We start from the raw sequence: 15,665 nt of genomic DNA, 5'->3' as shown, positions 1-15,665 counted from the left end.
GCAACTTGGCCGGGTGATGTGATGCAAACACCATGGGGAAGGCGTCCAGTCTAGCATTCTTCTATAGTTGCACACCTTATGTAACCATGTAAGTATTAAGCAACCAATCCCCCCCGGAGCCAGTCGTGAACCAATCCGTAGCGGTAGACGCCCCCTTGGAGCAGGCTGTCCGCGTCGTCAACGATGCGCGTGCCGGCCTGCTCCCCTCGCCTCATGTAAAGACCTTCTTCGATCCTGCCACTTTCACTGCCAGTCACGTCGTACGCGATCCATCTTCTTCAGCGTGCGCCATCATCGACAGCGTCCTTGACTTCGACATGGCCGCAGCCCGCACCTCCACTGCCTCCGCATCGGCGTTGGTGGACTACGTGCGGGCCGAGCGCCTACAGGTGCAATGGTTGCTGGAAACCCACGCGCATGCCGACCACCTCTCAGCAGCACCATGGCTGCGGGGCCAGGTGGGAGGTACGCTGGCCATCGGCGAGCGCATCACCACTGTCCAGGAAACCTTCGGCAAGGTCTTCAATGCCGGTACTGCGTTCAAGCGTGATGGCAGCCAATTCGATCACCTGTTCGCTGACGGTGCCTCCTTCCGCATCGGTAATCTGCAGGCGATGTCGCTGCACGTGCCAGGCCATACTCCCGCTTGTCTGGCGTACGTGATCGGCGACGCCGTATTTCCTGGAGACACGCTGTTCATGCCGGACTACGGCACCGCCCGATGCGACTTTCCAGGTGGCTCGGCTCGCCAGTTGTATCGCTCGATCCAGCGCCTTCTGTCCCTGCCCGACGCCACCCGCGTCTTCTTGTGCCATGACTACAAGGCCACCGGTCGAAACCATTTCGTATGGGAAACAACCATCCGTGCCGAAAGGACAACCAACCTGCATGTGCACGAGGGCGTGACCGAAGCCATGTTCGTGGAAATGCGGGAAGCCCGTGACGCGACGCTCCCGATGCCGCGACTGATCCTGCCTTCAGTGCAGGTCAACATGTGCGCCGGCCATCTGCCCGAACCCGAGGACAACGGCGTGCGCTACCTCAAGCTGCCGGTGGACCTGCTATGACGCTCTCTCATTTGGCTTGGTACTGGCCACTCGCTGGCGGTGCCATGATTGGAACAGCGGCCGGTGCCTATCTGGTCCTTCTCGGCCGCGTTGCCGGCATCTCGGGTCTACTTGCCAAGACACTGGGCATGCCGGGTGACGGCGGACGCGGGAGCGCAGCCCTATTCCTGGCGGGACTTGCCCTGGCGTCAGGCTTGGCATTGGCGGCCAGGCCCATACTATTGCCGGCGCTCTCCGCAAACGGAGCAGTGGTATTGGTGATTGCCGGACTGCTGGTGGGTTACGGAACTCGCCTTGGGGCGGGCTGTACCAGTGGACACGGTGTCTGCGGCCTGGGCCGGGCGTCGCCGCGGTCAGTGGTGGCGACCTGCGTGTTCATGCTCGTGGGCATGGCCACGGCGACCCTGGTACGGATTGTGGCGGGGGGCACGGCATGATCCGTCTCGCCGCGTTCCTGTGCGGCGCACTCTTCGGACTGGGACTGGTCGTATCCGGTATGGCCAACCCAGCCCGCGTGCTTGCTTTCCTTGATGTGAGCGACGCCTGGGACCCCTCCCTGGCGCTGGTCATGCTGGGCGCACTGATCCCTTCCGGCGCAGCCTACCTGTGGATACGCGCCCGCAGAACGCCGCTGCTTGCCGTATCGCTGCACATTCCCACCCATCGCATCATCGATCGGCGCCTGGTGATCGGTGCGGCGATATTCGGCCTGGGTTGGGGTCTGGCCGGACTATGTCCCGGCCCAGCCATCGCGTTGCTGGGAACCGGCCAGCCCTTCGCGATCATCTTCGCCACGGCAATGATCGCTGGCGTGCTCCTGCATGGCCACATTCACCGCCCCACTGCAACTACGGGAAAACCATGAACCTCAAGCCACTCTCCGCCAGCCTCAAGGTGTCCGGCCAGCTCCTGCCAAAGGACATTGAAGCCCTGAAGGAGCAGGGCTTTGCGAGCGTGATCTGCAACCGCCCCGACGATGAACAGCCGGAGCAGCCCAGTCACCATGCGCTGCAGGCCGCCTGCCACCAGGCGGGCATGCAGTTTGCCTATCTTCCTGCGCTGCCTGGCGTCATTACCGATGATCAGGTGCATACCTTTGCCAGGTTGATCGAAGCGCTGCCAAGCCCTGTTGCCGCGTACTGCAGAACCGGCACCCGTGCTGCGATGCTTTGGGCGCTGTCGGAAGTCGTTCACAATGGAGCGGCGTTTGACCACGTTCTGTCTGTTGCTTCGGATGCAGGCTATGACCTTTCTTCCATCGCAACACGGCTGCAGCAAGGCCCGGCGTCCGGCGACTGACATATGGAAGCGCTATCTCTGCTGCAGTTGGTTCTGGGCGGCCTGTCTGGCGTCCTGGTCGGCTTCGTCCTGGGCGTGGTCGGTGGGGGCGGATCCATCCTGGCGGTACCACTGATGCTCTACGTGGTCGGAGTGGGAGATCCGCATGTGGCTATCGGCACCAGCGCCCTGGCAGTAGCGGTCAATGCGGTGTCGAATCTGGTGATACATGCCCGTAGAGGGAACGTTCGCTGGCCTTGTGCCTCGGTCTTCGCTCTGGCGGGGATCGCGGGCGCATACCTGGGTTCCAGCTTGGGCAAGGCGTTCGACGGCAGGAGCCTGTTGGCGCTGTTTGCTGTGGCTATGATCGTTGTCGGCATCGCCATGCTTCGCAGGCGCAACACGCCTGGACTCACGGACGCGCGGCTCGGCAGAGGCAACGCGCCCGCGCTGATTGGGCTGGGCGCCACCGCCGGCGGGCTTTCTGGCTTCTTTGGCATTGGCGGAGGCTTTCTCATCGTGCCCGCACTGGTGGCCGCGACGGGCATGCCGATGATCGCCGCAGTCGGAAGCTCGCTCGTCGCCGTCGCCGCATTTGGCATGACCACCGCACTGAACTACGCGCGTACAGGTCTGGTCAACTGGAAGCTCGCGGCAGTTTTCGTCGTTGCCGGCGTGGCTGGCGGTATTGCAGGTGCAGCAACTTCGACGAAGCTGGCCAACTATCGTGGAGCTCTGAACACGGTATTTGCAGTACTGATCTTCATTACTGCCGCATACATGCTGTGGAAGGTGAGCTGACCGGATGTGCTCCAGACCACAGTCGAGCACTGATAGCCAGCGCAGCGCTTCAAGGGCTTTGATAGGAAGATACTACGAACGGCGGTCCACATCTTCCAGAGTCAAATAAGATGCGACGGCTCGAAGCGCCTCGCGATCAGCTTCGAAATCCATGGCCAATAGGCCGCGCTCCAACGCGATGCGGGCATGCGCCTGTGATGCGACTCTTGTCGCTTCATTCGAGGACCCTGCCAACGCTGCGAAGGCCTTCTGCAGCCGGATACTGACCTCCAGGGACGCGGCGGCATCCCTGGCAATCGGAGTGAACGCGTCCTCAAACATGTCGCGTACGTCGAGACACTGCACGTGCACGCGCGGATACAGCACCTCGCCTGTCGCAGCGTCCCCTGCGTGGCTGGACCATGCACAGAGCAGCCTGACACATGTCCCGATGACGTCGATGCAGGTCCCAGGGTCGTTCACCGCAGGTGACATGGCTCGCTGGGCAATTTCCGCAAGCACGACCAGTCCGAACCGTGGGTCATTCTCAATGGAGCGCGCGTCACTGAAGGAAATGGCTGAGATCACTTCACTCTGCACGTCCGGAAGTGGATTTCCCTCGATGGCTATCAAGGGACGGGCCGGAGTTGCGAACGTACCCGGCTGGCAGAGCAGATGAACGCGCAGATCATGTTCCTGTGCAATGCCGTCGATCCGGGCGACGTCCACATGTTCAACGTAGGCAACCTGATCGCCAACCAGCAGTACCGCCCCCTCCCCTACCGGGACAGCACTGGCTCCGCCGAGCCGAGGCTCCGCGGCGCGGCGCTTCATTGCCGCTTTGGTCGCCCGCTCCACCAGATCGATGGTTTCGCCAACGCGGCCAAAGCGTGAGAACTGCTCGATAGCCCTGAGCAACGTCACTGTGATGACAATGATGACCGCGATGGTTGCCCCGAACAGCACAAGCCGGCCGCTGTCCCCGTAGATGCCGGTGCTGAGCGCGATGAGGCCCACGATCGAGAACAGGAAGGCACCAATGAAGGTGGCCAGCGCACCTTGGGCCCGGGCGTCTTCGATCAGCAGGCGGGCCGCGCGCGGGGTGGCGCTGCTGGATGCGGAGCCGTATGCCGAGACCATGGTGGACAGCGAGAAGGTGGTGACCGTCAGCATTGACGCGGCAAGTATGCCAAGGATGTTGCCGACGGAATCTGCGCCGATCCGTGCGGCAAGGCCAACGGGAATGAGGAACTTCAGGAACGCGCCGGCCAACGCCGTGATGATGCCCAGGGCGCCATACAGGGTCGAACGGAACCACATCCGCTTGGTAACTTTGCTGGCTGCGAGCCTCAGTCGGGTGAGCATGGGCTACTTCCTGGGCAGTTCGACCATCAATAGCACGGTCGGGTGCCGAGGCCACGTCAAAGGCAGGGTCATGCCCGGCCCAAGGCAGATGCCGCCCCTCCGGGCGGCATCTGTGTACGGATTCTACGAGCGCACCTTGTCCAGGAACTGACGGTGGCGTTCGTATTGATCGAGCACATCGTGGATGAGCTGAACCTTGGTCCACCCCATGACGTCGTAGTCCTGCCCGCCCTCCCGCAGATAGACCTCCGCACGGTAATGACGGGTGCCCTCGCTGACCGGCCGACGGGGATCCTGCAGGGCGAACGTCGGCGGCTCATAGGGCTGGGGCCGTACGGAGTAGAAGAAGTCCATCTCCTCGCCATGGCCAACCTGTAGCCACGCACGACCATCCTCTCCCTTGGAGACCTGGACCGGCAGATCCTGCTTGCGAAGCTCAGCAGCAACCTCTTCCAATGCAGGAATGACGCGCTGCTCGATGAAGCCGGTCACCTCGATCTTCAACGGGTTGTGCGCCAGCAGGCGCAGGCGCGCCCGCCAATCCTCGCTGGTGCCCGGCAGGATACGTGCCTCCCGCAGGATCGAGCGCTTGGTGGCATCCAGATGCATGGCCTTCAGCAGTCCCCAGCACATCAGGATCATGACGATCGTAAATGGCAACGCGCTGGCAATGGTGGCTGCCTGCAACGATTCCAGCCCGCCGGCCACCAGCAGGGCAATCGCCAGGCCGCCGACCAGCAGCGCCCAGAAGATTCGCTGCCAGACCGGTGATTCCTCCTCACCCTTCGAGGTGAGCATGTCGATTACCAGGGCACCGGAGTCCGCTGAGGTTACGAAGAACAGCGCAACCAGGATGACCGCCAGCGAAGAGGTCAGCATGGTCAGCGGCAGGTGCTCCAGGAACTCGAAGAGCGCCATCGAGCTGTCGGTTGAGACCGCCTGCACCAACTGCTGGATTCCCTCCGCCCGCACCATGTGCAACGCGGTGTTGCCGTAGATGGTCATCCACAGGAATGTGAAGCCAAGCGGTACGAGCAGCACCCCCACCACGAACTCACGGACGGTGCGTCCACGTGAGATGCGCGCGATGAACATGCCAACGAAGGGCGACCACGCAATCCACCAGCCCCAGTAGAACAGCGTCCAGCCACCCAGCCAACCCGTGGGTTCGTAGGCATAAAGGTTGAAGGTCATCGAGAACAGCTGGGAAACGTACATGCCGGTGTTCTGCACCAGTGCCTGCATCAGGTGCACGGTGGGTCCACAGACCAGCACGAAGGCCAGCAGCGCCGCCGCCAGGATCATGTTGAGCTCGGACAACCTGCGTACGCCGCTGTCCAGGCCAGCCACGACCGATCCGGTGGCCACCAGTGTGATGACGGTGATCAAGCCAACCTGGGCGAGCGTACTGACCTCCAGGCCGAACAGGTAGTTCAGGCCGGCGTTGATCTGCATGACGCCCAGCCCCAGCGAGGTGGCGAGGCCGAAGATGGTACCCAGCGCGGCAAACGTGTCTACGGCATGTCCCAACGGGCCGTGGATACGGTCGCCGATGAGCGGATACAGCGCGGAGCGGACACGCAGCGGGAGATTGTGTCGGTACGCAAAGTACGCCAGCGACAGCGCTACCACCGCGTAGATCGCCCATGCGTGGATGCCCCAGTGGAAGAAGGTGATGCGCATTGCCTGGCGGGCAGCGGCGGCGGACTCAGGCGAACCAACCGGCGGCGTGGCGTAGTGCATGATGGGCTCGGCAACGCCGAAGAACATCAGACCGATGCCCATGCCGGCAGCGAACAACATTGCGAACCAGGAGCCGTAGCTGTAGTCCGGCGTACTGTGGTCAGGGCCGAGCTTGATGCGGCCGTAACTGCTGATGGCGACGCCGACGACGAAGACCAGGAAGCCGGCTACTGCAAGGATGGTGAACCAACCTGCATCATTGGCGGCCCATGACTTGGCCGCGGTGAACCACCGCGTGGCCATTTCGGGCGCGAAGGCGGCAAGCGCCAGCAGCGCGATGACGATGGCTGCCGTGGGAATGAACACCTGCGGAAGGATCCGCTGGCGAACGGGGGGATGTTGCGGAGCCGTGCTCTGCATGGATACCTCCGTGTTATTGGGTGGAAAAACCTGCGGCTTGCGCGAGGCCGATCAGAAGTAGAAGCCGATATTGAGGTTCAGCCGCGAATGCCAGCTGGAAGGGCCTCCTTCGTCGATGCCGATACCATCACCACCAGCAAACCACATGTTGCGGCCAGCGATCCAGTCGACATAGGTGAGCATGATGCCTTTCTGCAGGCTGCAACCGGTCACGTTCTGCCACGAATCACGAAGGCCCGCGCGGTGCCCGACCGGGCGGGTCATGCTGAGGTTGTTATAGCAGGTGATGTCATCCAGCCAGCCCTTCTGGCCGAACGAATAGGCGATGTTGGCGCTTGGCACATCCGCCTGCGCTGCAACCTGGAAGGGGGATTGGAACGCCGACATTGCGATGCGATCTCCGGGCACGGCATACCGGTACCGCGCCCACTGCAACTGCGCGGTCCAACCATCGCGCTGCCACTGTGCGTGGAGGGCCGCGCCCTGATGACCGTAGTGACGCCGTGTCTGAGTGTTCTGCACCTTGCCAGCAAACGCTGATGCGCCCAGCAACAGTTCGCCGCCGCCCCAGTCGCGCGCGCTCTCCACGCGTGCATGCAGTCGTTGCCGCTCGCGATACGGCAACGCCTCGGTCTGCGCGACATCAAAGGAGTAGCGATCGTAGCGAGCCCCGGACCCGTATTCGTCTCCGGAGAACCAGCCAAGATGCCAAGTTGTGCTGCCGCTGCGGTGAATCACCACAAGGCCCGGATCGTAATCATCCTCGATGCCCAGGTAGTAGCCGGAGCCGAACCAGAAACTCTGCGAAACGGTGGGGAGCAGCCCGAACGGGACTTGCTGGATACCTGCCTTGAGCTGGGTAGCATCGGAGAACTGCCAGCCCGCGTAGGCGTGATGCACGGCGTCGAAGCCATCGTACCAGCGGTATTGGGCAGAGAAGGAAAACGGTCCGGTTCCAGCGTCAAGGTCTGCACGCAGCAGTTCAAGCTGCAGGCGGCTGGTCGGCCCGTAGTCGAGCCAGCCATAGTTGAACCTGACGGCGCCTCCTGGATCAAAGTAAGGATCTCTATGGAGGTTATCCTCAGAAGCATCTGCAGCCAGCGAAGTTCCCGCCAACGCGGCAGCGACAATGAAGGGAATTGATCTCACGGTTATGCGCCTTGCCTCCCTGATCTGCTACGGAAAGCGCTTGAGTCTAACGTCGATTCATCCAATGCCTCAAACTGGCGATCTCAAAGAACTCTTGGCGACACCACAGCAATCACTCACTGCGCGTCTTTAGTCCTCAGGTCCATATGCCACGTGAAAATCATGTGCAGTGAGAGAGTAGCTAACACGATAAACTTTTTAGTAGTCGATCCTGAGATTGAGCGACTCATAGTGGACATGGAGTGACACGCAATGTCATTTGAGAATAGGCTAGGGCCTCGACATCGGGGAAGAATTCATGACTATTGATATCAGCGGCCTTTCTGCCAAGGAACTTCGCTCACTGATTGCTCAGGCGGAGAAGCAGCAGTCCAAAGTGCTGTCACGCCCTAAGGCCACAGCGATGCGCGCCAAGATCAACAAGTACGTCAAGGATCATGGATACACGATAGAGGAACTCTACGGCGCTTCAGTGATCGTGCCCTCCGAAACCGCCAAGAAGCGAGGTGATCGGAGGCCTGCCAAATCGACAGTGCCCAAGATCGCTCCCAAGTACCGCAATCCTGCAGTGCGCGGCCAGACGTGGTCCGGTCGAGGGCGGCAACCGCGATGGATAGCCGAGCTGGTAGCAAGCGGAAAATCACTGAATGACTTCCTGATCAAGTAGTGATAGCGAGGTAGCCGCACACCGGTACCGCAGCAAGTCCTGAGAATCATTAGTCATCAGATCGAACAGGATGCTGGTGCGCGGAATGCCCTGCCAGGTAGGCGATCAAAGATTTCAGCTAGTCGCAGTTGATGTGACAGCGGGCGAACAGCAGGCGCTCCACCTTATTGTGAGCATGACTCTTTGCACTGTCGTGCCCGGGTGCCTGGGCCTAAGGTTGCCGGCCGGCATCGGTTCCGTCGGCACTCGCCAATCCATTTTCCAGACGACCTGGCCCAGGGAAATCTATGCTGCCTGCACTCTTGCGCACCGCCTTGCTGACCGTTGCCCTGTCGGCATGGCTTCCAGCCCAGGCGCTTGCGGCCGGTTCTCTTAAGGCAGCCAACAGCAAGGCCAGGGCCTTCATCCAGCAGGCCATGCAGGAGCACCGGATTCCGGGCCTCCAGTTGGCAGTGGTGCAATATGGGAAAGTAGTGCTGCTGGAGAACTACGGGTTCGCCAATGTCGAGAACCGGGTGCCTGTTACCGGCAAGACGCTGTTTCCGATCAACTCGGCCACCAAGTCGTTCACCGGCGTAGCCATGATGCAACTGGTCCAGGACGGGCGGGTGGACCTGGACGCCCCCTTGTCACGCTATTTGGACGATGTGCCCGCGACCTGGCGTGGGGTGCGGATCCGGCAGCTGCTGGGGCATACATCAGGCCTTCCGGAGATCATCGACTCGCAGGGGGCCTTTGGCGGTGCGACGGAGCCGGAGGCATGGAGCGCGGTCGAGGCTCGGCCTCTGGAGGTATCGCCAGGCGAACAGTTTTCGTACAACCAGACCAACTACGGCCTGCTGTCGCGGATCATCGTCAAGTTGAGCGGGCAACCGTACGAGCGATTCGTGACGCAGCGACAGTTCGATGTGGCGGGCATGCCCTCCACCACGTTCGGTGACAGCTATGACCTGGTTGCCGGAGCCGCCACGATCTACAGCGTGTCGCCGCGGGGCTCGCTGGCACCGGACGACGGTGAGCGCCTGTCGCATTGGATTTATGAAATGCCCTACAGCCTGTGGGCGGGTGGCGGAATCCAGACGACGGCCGAAGAGCTGTCGCGCTGGATCATTGCGCTGTCGCAGGACCAGTTGATCGATGATGCACATGTCCAGCGCATGTGGCAGCAAGAGCCACTGAACAGCGGGGCGAAAAGCGATTGGGCCTTAGGCTGGCCGGTGTTGAAGGCTGATCGCCCGCGCCAGGTCGCAGGCATTGGCGGTGCCCGCGCGGCATTCGTCGTCTACCCGGACGAAGACTTGGCCGTGATCGTGCTGACCAATCTTGCCGGTGCGAACCCGCAGCGGTTTGTTCGACGCATCGGCGAGTTCTACCAGTCGCGGACGAACGACTCCACCCATTGATGCCGACGAAGCTCCGGGACGACGTGTGCTTTCGACACGAAGCGGACGTCCACACGCACACCTTCTGGCTGGCGCCAGGGGCGGCCGCCGCGAGAACAGGGACAGGTGTGCGGCCCTCGGTGTTCGGCTATCTTGAGAGTTCTTGCCACAACCCTTCAAGCACAGACGCATGCAAGCGATTTCGAGGATTGTTCGAAACGGGCGGTGGCTCAACTACTTCGTATTGTCCGTCGTGTTCTTGGCTGCCGGCTGCAAGGGCGAGCATGTGCCGGCAAAGGATCTCGGGGCGGACCTCGATGAGGTGGCCGCAACACTGATACAGCAGCCATTGCTCCACTCAACCTCGATCGCAGTCGTATATCGGGGCCAGGAATTCATCCGTCATCGCGGCAACATGGAAGCCGGCAGGCTGAGCCCTCCGACCGACGCGACCCTCTACGAAATCGGTTCGTTGAGCAAGACCATGGCAGGGACCCTGATGGCCAATGCCGTCCTGGAGCGCAGGCTGGGGCTGGACGACGATGTCCGGGAGTATCTGCACGGCAATTATCCGAACCTGCAGTACAAGGGCGACCCCATCCGCATCCGTCACCTGCTGTCGCATACGAGCGGTCTTCCGAACATGTTGCCGGAACGCGCGAACACGGTGCTCGCGGACTTCACCGATCAGCGTACGCCTCGTGAACTCAATGCCATTTACGCCGGCTATGGCAAGGCGGATTTCTTCAGGGACCTGCATGCCGTCGAGATTCACCAGGTGCCCGGAAAGGATTACGCCTACTCCAGTGCTGGAACCCAACTGGCGGCGCATATTCTGGAGACGGTTTACAAGAGCGACTATGAGTCGCTGTTACGCGAATTCTTCCGCGATTCCGCGGCAATGGCGGACCTCAGAATCAGGCTGGGCGATGCTGAGGCGCCCCGGCTTGCGGTCGGCTACCACAGTGACAACGCGGTACCGACCTCGCCCATGCCGGAGTTGCCTTGGGGAGCATCGGGGAACGTAAAGGCGACCGTTCCGGAAATGGTGAAGTTCCTCAAGTTCCAGCTGGCCGGTGGGCCCGTCGTGACGGAATCACACCGTACTCTTGTCGAATTCGATTCCGAGTTCAGCATCGGCTATTTCTGGAACATCGTCGGCGGCGACCACTTGAAGGGCACCTACTATGCCCATCATGGTGGTGTGCCCCGCTCGCAGTGCTATATCTACATCATGCCGAAGTATGACCTTGGCATTTTCGTCATCACCAACCAGAGCGGCGACAAGACTGCCCACGCCATGGAGGCGGCGATCAATACACTGGTCGAGAGAATAGTCGCGCGAGATAACATCTCTAGCTAGGGCCTGTCACGTTCGCGTCCTGCGACTCGACTTGACCGAGGGATTGTGAATGACCGCTGCTGGCCAGAAGCAGACGTTATGTTGTGCTGCAGAGGCGCGCCTGATTGACCTGGCGGCGTTACCGTGGCAGGGCCCAGGTCGTCATGGCAGCCAGCAACACAACCAAGATCGGCGGTGTACGCGCGAGGGCCAGTAGCCCGAACGCAACCAGCGCCATCGCGGCATCCCATCGGTCATGGATCGCACTCGTCCACACCGGGTTGTACAACGCAGCCAGCAGAATCCCGACCACCCCGGTGTTGACGCCAGCAATCGAAGCTTGCAAACCCTTTCGGTGGCGCAGGGCCTCCCAGAACGGCAGCGCCCCCACGAGCACAAGAAAGGCTGGCAGGAAAATGACTGCCAACAGCACAAGGCCTCCAAGCCAGCCACCCAGCGGCCCCTTGGCCAGGGCTCCCAAGTACGCCGCGAAAGTGAAGAGAGGGCCTGGCACCGCCTGCGCCGCACCGTACCCAGCGAGCAGATCCGCAGTGGTCACCGTGCCGCTTTGGACAACCGCGGTCTGCAGCAACGGCAGTACGACATGGCCGCCGCCAAAGACCAAGGCACCAGCACGGTACGTCCCCTCCAACAGCACAGCCAACGGGGAGCCACTAGCCACCACCCACACAGGCAGCAGAACAAGCGGCAGCACCAACAGCATCAGCGCTACCGAGCCCGTTCTTCGCGAGACGGGATAGCTGCAAGCTAACTGGCCCTGGGCAGGCTCGATTTTCAGCGCCCAGCGACCGAGCAGGCCGCTGCAGATGATCACCACCATCTGGCCGAAGACCGAGGGCAGTGCTAGCGTCAATACGGCGGCGACAAGCGCCATCCCTGCCCGCAGGCGGTCCGGGCATAGGGTCCGGGCCATTCCCCATACAGCCTGCGCCACCACGGCAACTGCAACGATCTTCAGGCCATGCAGCCAACCGGATTCGAGGATGCCTTGGTATCGAGCAACGCCAAATCCGAACAGGATCATCAGTACGGCCGATGGCAGGGTAAAACCTGCCCAGGCGGCCAGCAGGCCAAGCCAGCCGGCGCGAGCCAAGCCCAGCGCCATCCCAACCTGGCTGCTGGCTGGGCCTGGCAGTAACTGGCACAAGGCCACCAGATCCGAGTAGCTACGGTCCGTCAGCCACCGGCGGCGCTCGACAAACTCGAGGCGGAAGTAGCTCAGATGGGCGATCGGGCCGCCGAACGAGGTCAGTCCCAGTCGTAGGAACACCAGGAAGACACGCCACGCACTTTCGCTTTTTGCGGGATGGAGCGTTGGCATGGGGCAGGATCTCCGGTTGTTCTCAAAGGCGGCCAGCCCGGCCCAGCACCCAGACTAGGTCGCCGGGCTTCCCCTGTGCTCGGCCACCAACTCTCCATCTTCCTTCCGGAATGGTCCGGGAAGCTTCGGCAGGATATCCAGCACCAGTTCGGAAGGGCGGCACAGGCGCGTGCCATTATCGGTTTGCACGAAAGGACGATTGATGAGTATTGGGTGCGCCAGCATGGCATCAAGCAGCGCGTCGTCGCTCAGTGCCGCATCGCCCAGTGCCAGCTCGTCATAAGGAGTGCCCTTCTGCCGGAGGGCGTCGCGCACGCTCAAGCCCGCGGCCCTGATGAGGTCGCCCAGGCGCGCGCGGCTGGGCGGGTGGGCCAGGTAGTCGATCACTTCCGGCTCGATCCCGGCGAAGCGGATCATCGCCAGGGTGTTGCGCGAGGTGCCGCACTTGGGGTTGTGGTAGATGACCGCGTTCACGCACTTTCCTCCTCGTTCAAAACAGTTTCCACCACCCCTGCAGCGGCCGCCAGCGCCGCCGCCTCGATGGCCCCCTTGCGCTCGCTGTAACGGTCCACCAGGTAGTCGGTGCGCCCACGTACCAGCAGGGTGAACTTGACCAGTTCCTCCATGACGTCCACCACGCGATCGTAGTACGCCGAGGGTTTCATTCGACCTTCGTCGTCGAACTCCTGCCAGGCCTTGGCGACCGAGGACTGGTTGGGGATCGTCACCATCCGCATCCACCGGCCGAGCACACGCAGCGCGTTGACGACGTTGAACGACTGCGAACCGCCGCAGACCTGCATCACGGCCAGCGTGCGGCCTTGGGTGGGGCGCACGCTGCCCTCTTCCAGTGGCAGCCAGTCGATCTGGTTCTTGAATACCGCGGTAAGGGTGCCATGGCGTTCCGGGCTGACCCACACGTGTCCCTCCGACCACAGCGAGGCCTGGCGCAGCTCCTGCACCTTTGGGTGGGTCGCTGGCACCGAGTCAAGCATCGGCAGCTCATGTGGATCGAACAGGCGGGTTTCCGCCCCGAGCTGTTCCAGCAGCCGCTGCGCCTCCAGCGCCAGCTTGCGACTGAACGACTGAGGTCGCAGCGACCCGTACAGGATCAGGATGCGCGGGCGGTGCGGCTGCGCGGCCGGGTCGTTGAGCTTGGTGGCCGTCGGGATGTCCAAGGCACCTGGGACCAAGTTGGGGATCTGCTGCACGGGGTTGTCCTACGGAATCGATTCTATTATTCTAGAATCATGGAACATAACGCTGCAACCCGCGCTCTTGCTGCCTTGGGCCACGCCACCCGCCTGTCGATCTTCCGCCTGCTTGTACAGGCCGGCAGAGGCGGCAAGCTGGCCGGTGACATTGCCCAGACGCTCTGCTTGCCTGGTGCCACGCTCTCCTTCCACCTGAAGGAACTGTTGGCTGCGGGCCTGATCAGCGCCGAGCAACGTGGTCGGACGATCTGCTACCGGGCCGAGTTCGAGGCGATGACCGCATTGGTGGCCTATCTCACGGAGAACTGTTGTGCCGACGAACAGGCCTGCGAACGACCCGCTGGCTGCTGACCAACCCACCTTAGAGATTGCTCAGATGACCCGTCGCGTCCTGTTCTTGTGTACCGGTAATTCCGCTCGCAGCGTGTTGGCCGAATCGACCCTGAAAAAGTGGGGCCAAGGCCGCTACGAGTCCTTCAGCGCCGGCAGCCAGCCGGCCGGCCGCGTCAACCCGTTTGCCATTGCTCAGTTGCAGCGCGAGGGTTTCCCGGTGGACGGCCTTCGCAGCAAGTCGTGGGACGAGTTCGCCGAAGCGGATGCCGCGCCGATGGATCTGATCGTCACCGTCTGCGACAGCGCGGCAGCCGAGGCATGCCCGGTAGTGTTCGGCGACTTTGTACGGGTGCACTGGGGCCTGTTCGATCCGGCCGGCGTTGAAGGCTCGGACGGACAGAAAGCCGAAGCGTTCGATCGCGCGCACCAGATCATCAAGGCGCGCCTGAAGGCGTTTCTGGAGATCTCAGACAGCGTCTGGGATGACAGCGAGGCCCTCAAGGCCCGGCTCGACCCGATCGCACAGATCAACTGACCGTCTTTCCGGAAATCCCCATGACCACTGATACCTCCCGCCTGTCCTTCCTGGACCGGTATCTCACGCTCTGGATCTTCGCCGCCATGGCGCTCGGCGTCGGCATGGGGGCGTTGTTCGAAGGTGTACCCAGCGCGTTGAACAGCCTCTCCATAGGGTCGACCAACATCCCGATCGCGATTGGTCTGATCCTGATGATGTATCCGCCGCTGGCCAAGGTGAAGTACGAGGAACTGCCGCGGGTCTTCGCCGACAAACGGGTACTGATGCTCTCGCTGCTGCAGAACTGGATCGTCGGTCCGTTCCTGATGTTCGGCCTGGCCGTGCTGTTCCTGCGCGATTACCCCGAGTACATGACCGGCCTGGTCCTGATCGGGCTGGCACGGTGCATCGCCATGGTGCTGGTCTGGAATCAGCTTGCCCGCGGTGACGGCCAGTACGTCGCCGGGCTGGTGGCATTCAACTCGATCTTCCAGATTGCGCTGTTCAGCGTCTATGCGTGGTTCTTCCTGTCCTGGTTGCCGCCGGCGTTCGGTCTGCAGGGCAGCGTCATCGATGTCAGTTTCTGGACCATCGCCGAGGCTGTTCTGATCTACCTTGGCATCCCGTTCCTGGCGGGCTTCCTCACCCGCCGATGGTTGAAGGCGCGCAAGGGCGTGCAATGGTATGAAGAGACGTTCCTGCCCGCCATCAGCCCGGTAACCCTCGCCGCACTGCTGTTTACCATCGTGGCGATGTTCAGCCTGAAGGGCGGCGATGTGCTGAGGATTCCGATGGACGCGGTACGCATCGCGATCCCGCTGACGTTGTACTTCATCATCCAGTTCGTCATCAGTTTCTTCATGGGCAAGCTGATCGCCAAAGACTACCCCCGCACCACCGCGATCGCGTTCACCGCAGCAGGCAACAACTTCGAACTGGCCATCGCCGTGGCGATCGCGGCGTTCGGGCTGGCCTCCCCGGTAGCCTTCGCGGCCGTGATCGGCCCGCTGGTGGAAGTGCCCGTGCTGATTCTGCTGGTCCACGTCGCCCTGCGGCTGGGCAAACGCTACTTTCCTGCCGATGCACGGAGCCGCTGAACCGCCCAGGTGCGGCAGCATGAGGAAGT

The 15,665-nt window shown here is 62.1% G+C and carries 17 protein-coding genes; 11 read left to right on the top strand and 6 right to left on the bottom strand.

All coding sequences use genetic code 11. The features are described 5' to 3' along the window. The first annotated feature begins 197 nt into the window (after positions 1-197). The 5 genes from E5790_RS08475 to E5790_RS08455 are packed head-to-tail and all read left to right on the top strand — an operon-like array spanning position 198 to position 3,146. Positions 198-1,067, top strand: a complete 870-nt coding sequence (locus E5790_RS08475) for an MBL fold metallo-hydrolase (RefSeq protein ID WP_197574817.1) — start codon at positions 198-200, stop codon at positions 1,065-1,067. Then, positions 1,064-1,504 (top strand): membrane protein, encoded by a 441-nt coding sequence (locus E5790_RS08470; protein ID WP_049453270.1) that lies wholly within the window; start codon positions 1,064-1,066, stop codon positions 1,502-1,504. The genes E5790_RS08475 and E5790_RS08470 overlap by 4 nt, the downstream gene beginning before the upstream one ends. Next, the gene (locus E5790_RS08465; RefSeq protein ID WP_049453268.1) at positions 1,501-1,932 is read left to right on the top strand and encodes a YeeE/YedE family protein; all 432 of its coding nucleotides are present in this window, start codon (positions 1,501-1,503) and stop codon (positions 1,930-1,932) included. Before E5790_RS08470 ends, E5790_RS08465 begins: the two co-directional genes overlap by 4 nt. After that, entirely contained in the window at positions 1,929-2,366 is a 438-nt protein-coding gene (locus E5790_RS08460) for a TIGR01244 family sulfur transferase (protein ID WP_049453266.1), read from the top strand. Before E5790_RS08465 ends, E5790_RS08460 begins: the two co-directional genes overlap by 4 nt. Positions 2,367-2,384: 18 nt before the next feature. Then, positions 2,385-3,146 (top strand): sulfite exporter TauE/SafE family protein, encoded by a 762-nt coding sequence (locus E5790_RS08455; RefSeq protein ID WP_080353444.1) that lies wholly within the window; start codon positions 2,385-2,387, stop codon positions 3,144-3,146. 72 nt (positions 3,147-3,218) lie between these two features. Here the strand turns inward: E5790_RS08455 and E5790_RS08450 are convergent, their stop codons facing one another. The 3 genes from E5790_RS08450 to E5790_RS08440 all read right to left on the bottom strand — a co-directional run bounded on the left by E5790_RS08450 (position 3,219) and on the right by E5790_RS08440 (position 7,742). Further along, positions 3,219-4,490, bottom strand: coding sequence for a DUF2254 domain-containing protein (locus E5790_RS08450; protein ID WP_049453264.1), 1,272 nt, complete (start codon positions 4,488-4,490; stop codon positions 3,219-3,221). A 123-nt stretch (positions 4,491-4,613) separates the two neighbouring features. Next, positions 4,614-6,593, bottom strand: a complete 1,980-nt coding sequence (gene betT, locus E5790_RS08445) for a choline BCCT transporter BetT (protein ID WP_049468424.1) — start codon at positions 6,591-6,593, stop codon at positions 4,614-4,616. Positions 6,594-6,644: 51 nt separating this feature from the next. Further along, the gene (locus tag E5790_RS08440) at positions 6,645-7,742 is read right to left on the bottom strand and encodes a hypothetical protein (RefSeq protein ID WP_049453262.1); all 1,098 of its coding nucleotides are present in this window, start codon (positions 7,740-7,742) and stop codon (positions 6,645-6,647) included. A 298-nt stretch (positions 7,743-8,040) separates the two neighbouring features. Here E5790_RS08440 and E5790_RS08435 point away from each other — a divergent pair, with 298 nt between their 5' ends. The 3 genes from E5790_RS08435 to E5790_RS08425 all read left to right on the top strand — a co-directional run bounded on the left by E5790_RS08435 (position 8,041) and on the right by E5790_RS08425 (position 11,154). Further along, positions 8,041-8,409: an H-NS histone family protein gene (locus E5790_RS08435; RefSeq protein ID WP_049461414.1), complete on the top strand. Its 369-nt coding sequence runs from the start codon at positions 8,041-8,043 to the stop codon at positions 8,407-8,409. Between the two features lie 287 nt (positions 8,410-8,696). Then, positions 8,697-9,812 carry a serine hydrolase domain-containing protein gene (locus E5790_RS08430; RefSeq protein WP_049453260.1) on the top strand — a complete coding sequence of 372 codons (1,116 nt, stop codon included), beginning with the start codon at positions 8,697-8,699 and terminating at the stop codon, positions 9,810-9,812. Between the two features lie 169 nt (positions 9,813-9,981). Further along, positions 9,982-11,154, top strand: coding sequence for a serine hydrolase domain-containing protein (locus E5790_RS08425; RefSeq protein WP_049453258.1), 1,173 nt, complete (start codon positions 9,982-9,984; stop codon positions 11,152-11,154). A 118-nt stretch (positions 11,155-11,272) separates the two neighbouring features. Here E5790_RS08425 and chrA read toward each other — a convergent pair whose 3' ends face one another. The 3 genes from chrA to arsH are packed head-to-tail and all read right to left on the bottom strand — an operon-like array spanning position 11,273 to position 13,686. Then, positions 11,273-12,475 carry a chromate efflux transporter gene (gene chrA / locus E5790_RS08420; protein ID WP_049453256.1) on the bottom strand — a complete coding sequence of 401 codons (1,203 nt, stop codon included), beginning with the start codon at positions 12,473-12,475 and terminating at the stop codon, positions 11,273-11,275. A gap of 54 nt (positions 12,476-12,529) precedes the next feature. Then, a complete protein-coding gene (gene arsC / locus E5790_RS08415) occupies positions 12,530-12,949 on the bottom strand; it encodes an arsenate reductase (glutaredoxin) (RefSeq protein ID WP_049468421.1) in 420 nt (139 codons plus the stop codon). Beyond that, entirely contained in the window at positions 12,946-13,686 is a 741-nt protein-coding gene (arsH, locus tag E5790_RS08410) for an arsenical resistance protein ArsH (RefSeq protein ID WP_024957945.1), read from the bottom strand. The genes arsC and arsH overlap by 4 nt, the downstream gene beginning before the upstream one ends. 39 nt (positions 13,687-13,725) lie before the next feature. On the opposite strand from arsH, the gene E5790_RS08405 reads away from it, so the two are divergent. From E5790_RS08405 to arsB, 3 genes are read left to right on the top strand one after another with little or no spacing between them, the layout of a single operon-like run. Beyond that, positions 13,726-14,040 carry a metalloregulator ArsR/SmtB family transcription factor gene (locus E5790_RS08405; protein WP_049453254.1) on the top strand — a complete coding sequence of 105 codons (315 nt, stop codon included), beginning with the start codon at positions 13,726-13,728 and terminating at the stop codon, positions 14,038-14,040. Positions 14,041-14,065: 25 nt separating this feature from the next. Then, on the top strand, positions 14,066-14,557 hold the full coding sequence (locus E5790_RS08400; RefSeq protein WP_024957947.1) for an arsenate reductase ArsC: 492 nt from the start codon (positions 14,066-14,068) through the stop codon (positions 14,555-14,557). A 20-nt stretch (positions 14,558-14,577) separates the two neighbouring features. Next, entirely contained in the window at positions 14,578-15,636 is a 1,059-nt protein-coding gene (arsB, locus tag E5790_RS08395) for an ACR3 family arsenite efflux transporter (RefSeq protein ID WP_049453252.1), read from the top strand. Positions 15,637-15,665 lie beyond the last annotated feature (29 nt).

The sequence above is a fragment of the Stenotrophomonas sp. PAMC25021 genome, assembly GCF_004795795.1.
GTDB lineage: Bacteria > Pseudomonadota > Gammaproteobacteria > Xanthomonadales > Xanthomonadaceae > Stenotrophomonas > Stenotrophomonas muris.
This window is presented reverse-complemented; position numbering and strand designations above follow the sequence as displayed.

What these genes read in the sequence shown, in the direction of transcription:
- E5790_RS08470 (WP_049453270.1), top strand. Translation starts at nt 1,064, where the DNA reads ATGACGCTCTCTCATTTGGCTTGGTACTGGCCACTCGCTGGCGGTGCC.
- E5790_RS08405 (WP_049453254.1), top strand. Translation starts at nt 13,726, where the DNA reads ATGGAACATAACGCTGCAACCCGCGCTCTTGCTGCCTTGGGCCACGCC.
- chrA (WP_049453256.1), bottom strand. Translation starts at nt 12,475, where the DNA reads ATGCCAACGCTCCATCCCGCAAAAAGCGAAAGTGCGTGGCGTGTCTTC.
- arsB (WP_049453252.1), top strand. Translation starts at nt 14,578, where the DNA reads ATGACCACTGATACCTCCCGCCTGTCCTTCCTGGACCGGTATCTCACG.
- E5790_RS08465 (WP_049453268.1), top strand. Translation starts at nt 1,501, where the DNA reads ATGATCCGTCTCGCCGCGTTCCTGTGCGGCGCACTCTTCGGACTGGGA.
- E5790_RS08450 (WP_049453264.1), bottom strand. Translation starts at nt 4,490, where the DNA reads ATGCTCACCCGACTGAGGCTCGCAGCCAGCAAAGTTACCAAGCGGATG.
- E5790_RS08435 (WP_049461414.1), top strand. Translation starts at nt 8,041, where the DNA reads ATGACTATTGATATCAGCGGCCTTTCTGCCAAGGAACTTCGCTCACTG.
- E5790_RS08400 (WP_024957947.1), top strand. Translation starts at nt 14,066, where the DNA reads ATGACCCGTCGCGTCCTGTTCTTGTGTACCGGTAATTCCGCTCGCAGC.
- betT (WP_049468424.1), bottom strand. Translation starts at nt 6,593, where the DNA reads ATGCAGAGCACGGCTCCGCAACATCCCCCCGTTCGCCAGCGGATCCTT.
- E5790_RS08430 (WP_049453260.1), top strand. Translation starts at nt 8,697, where the DNA reads ATGCTGCCTGCACTCTTGCGCACCGCCTTGCTGACCGTTGCCCTGTCG.
- E5790_RS08460 (WP_049453266.1), top strand. Translation starts at nt 1,929, where the DNA reads ATGAACCTCAAGCCACTCTCCGCCAGCCTCAAGGTGTCCGGCCAGCTC.
- E5790_RS08425 (WP_049453258.1), top strand. Translation starts at nt 9,982, where the DNA reads ATGCAAGCGATTTCGAGGATTGTTCGAAACGGGCGGTGGCTCAACTAC.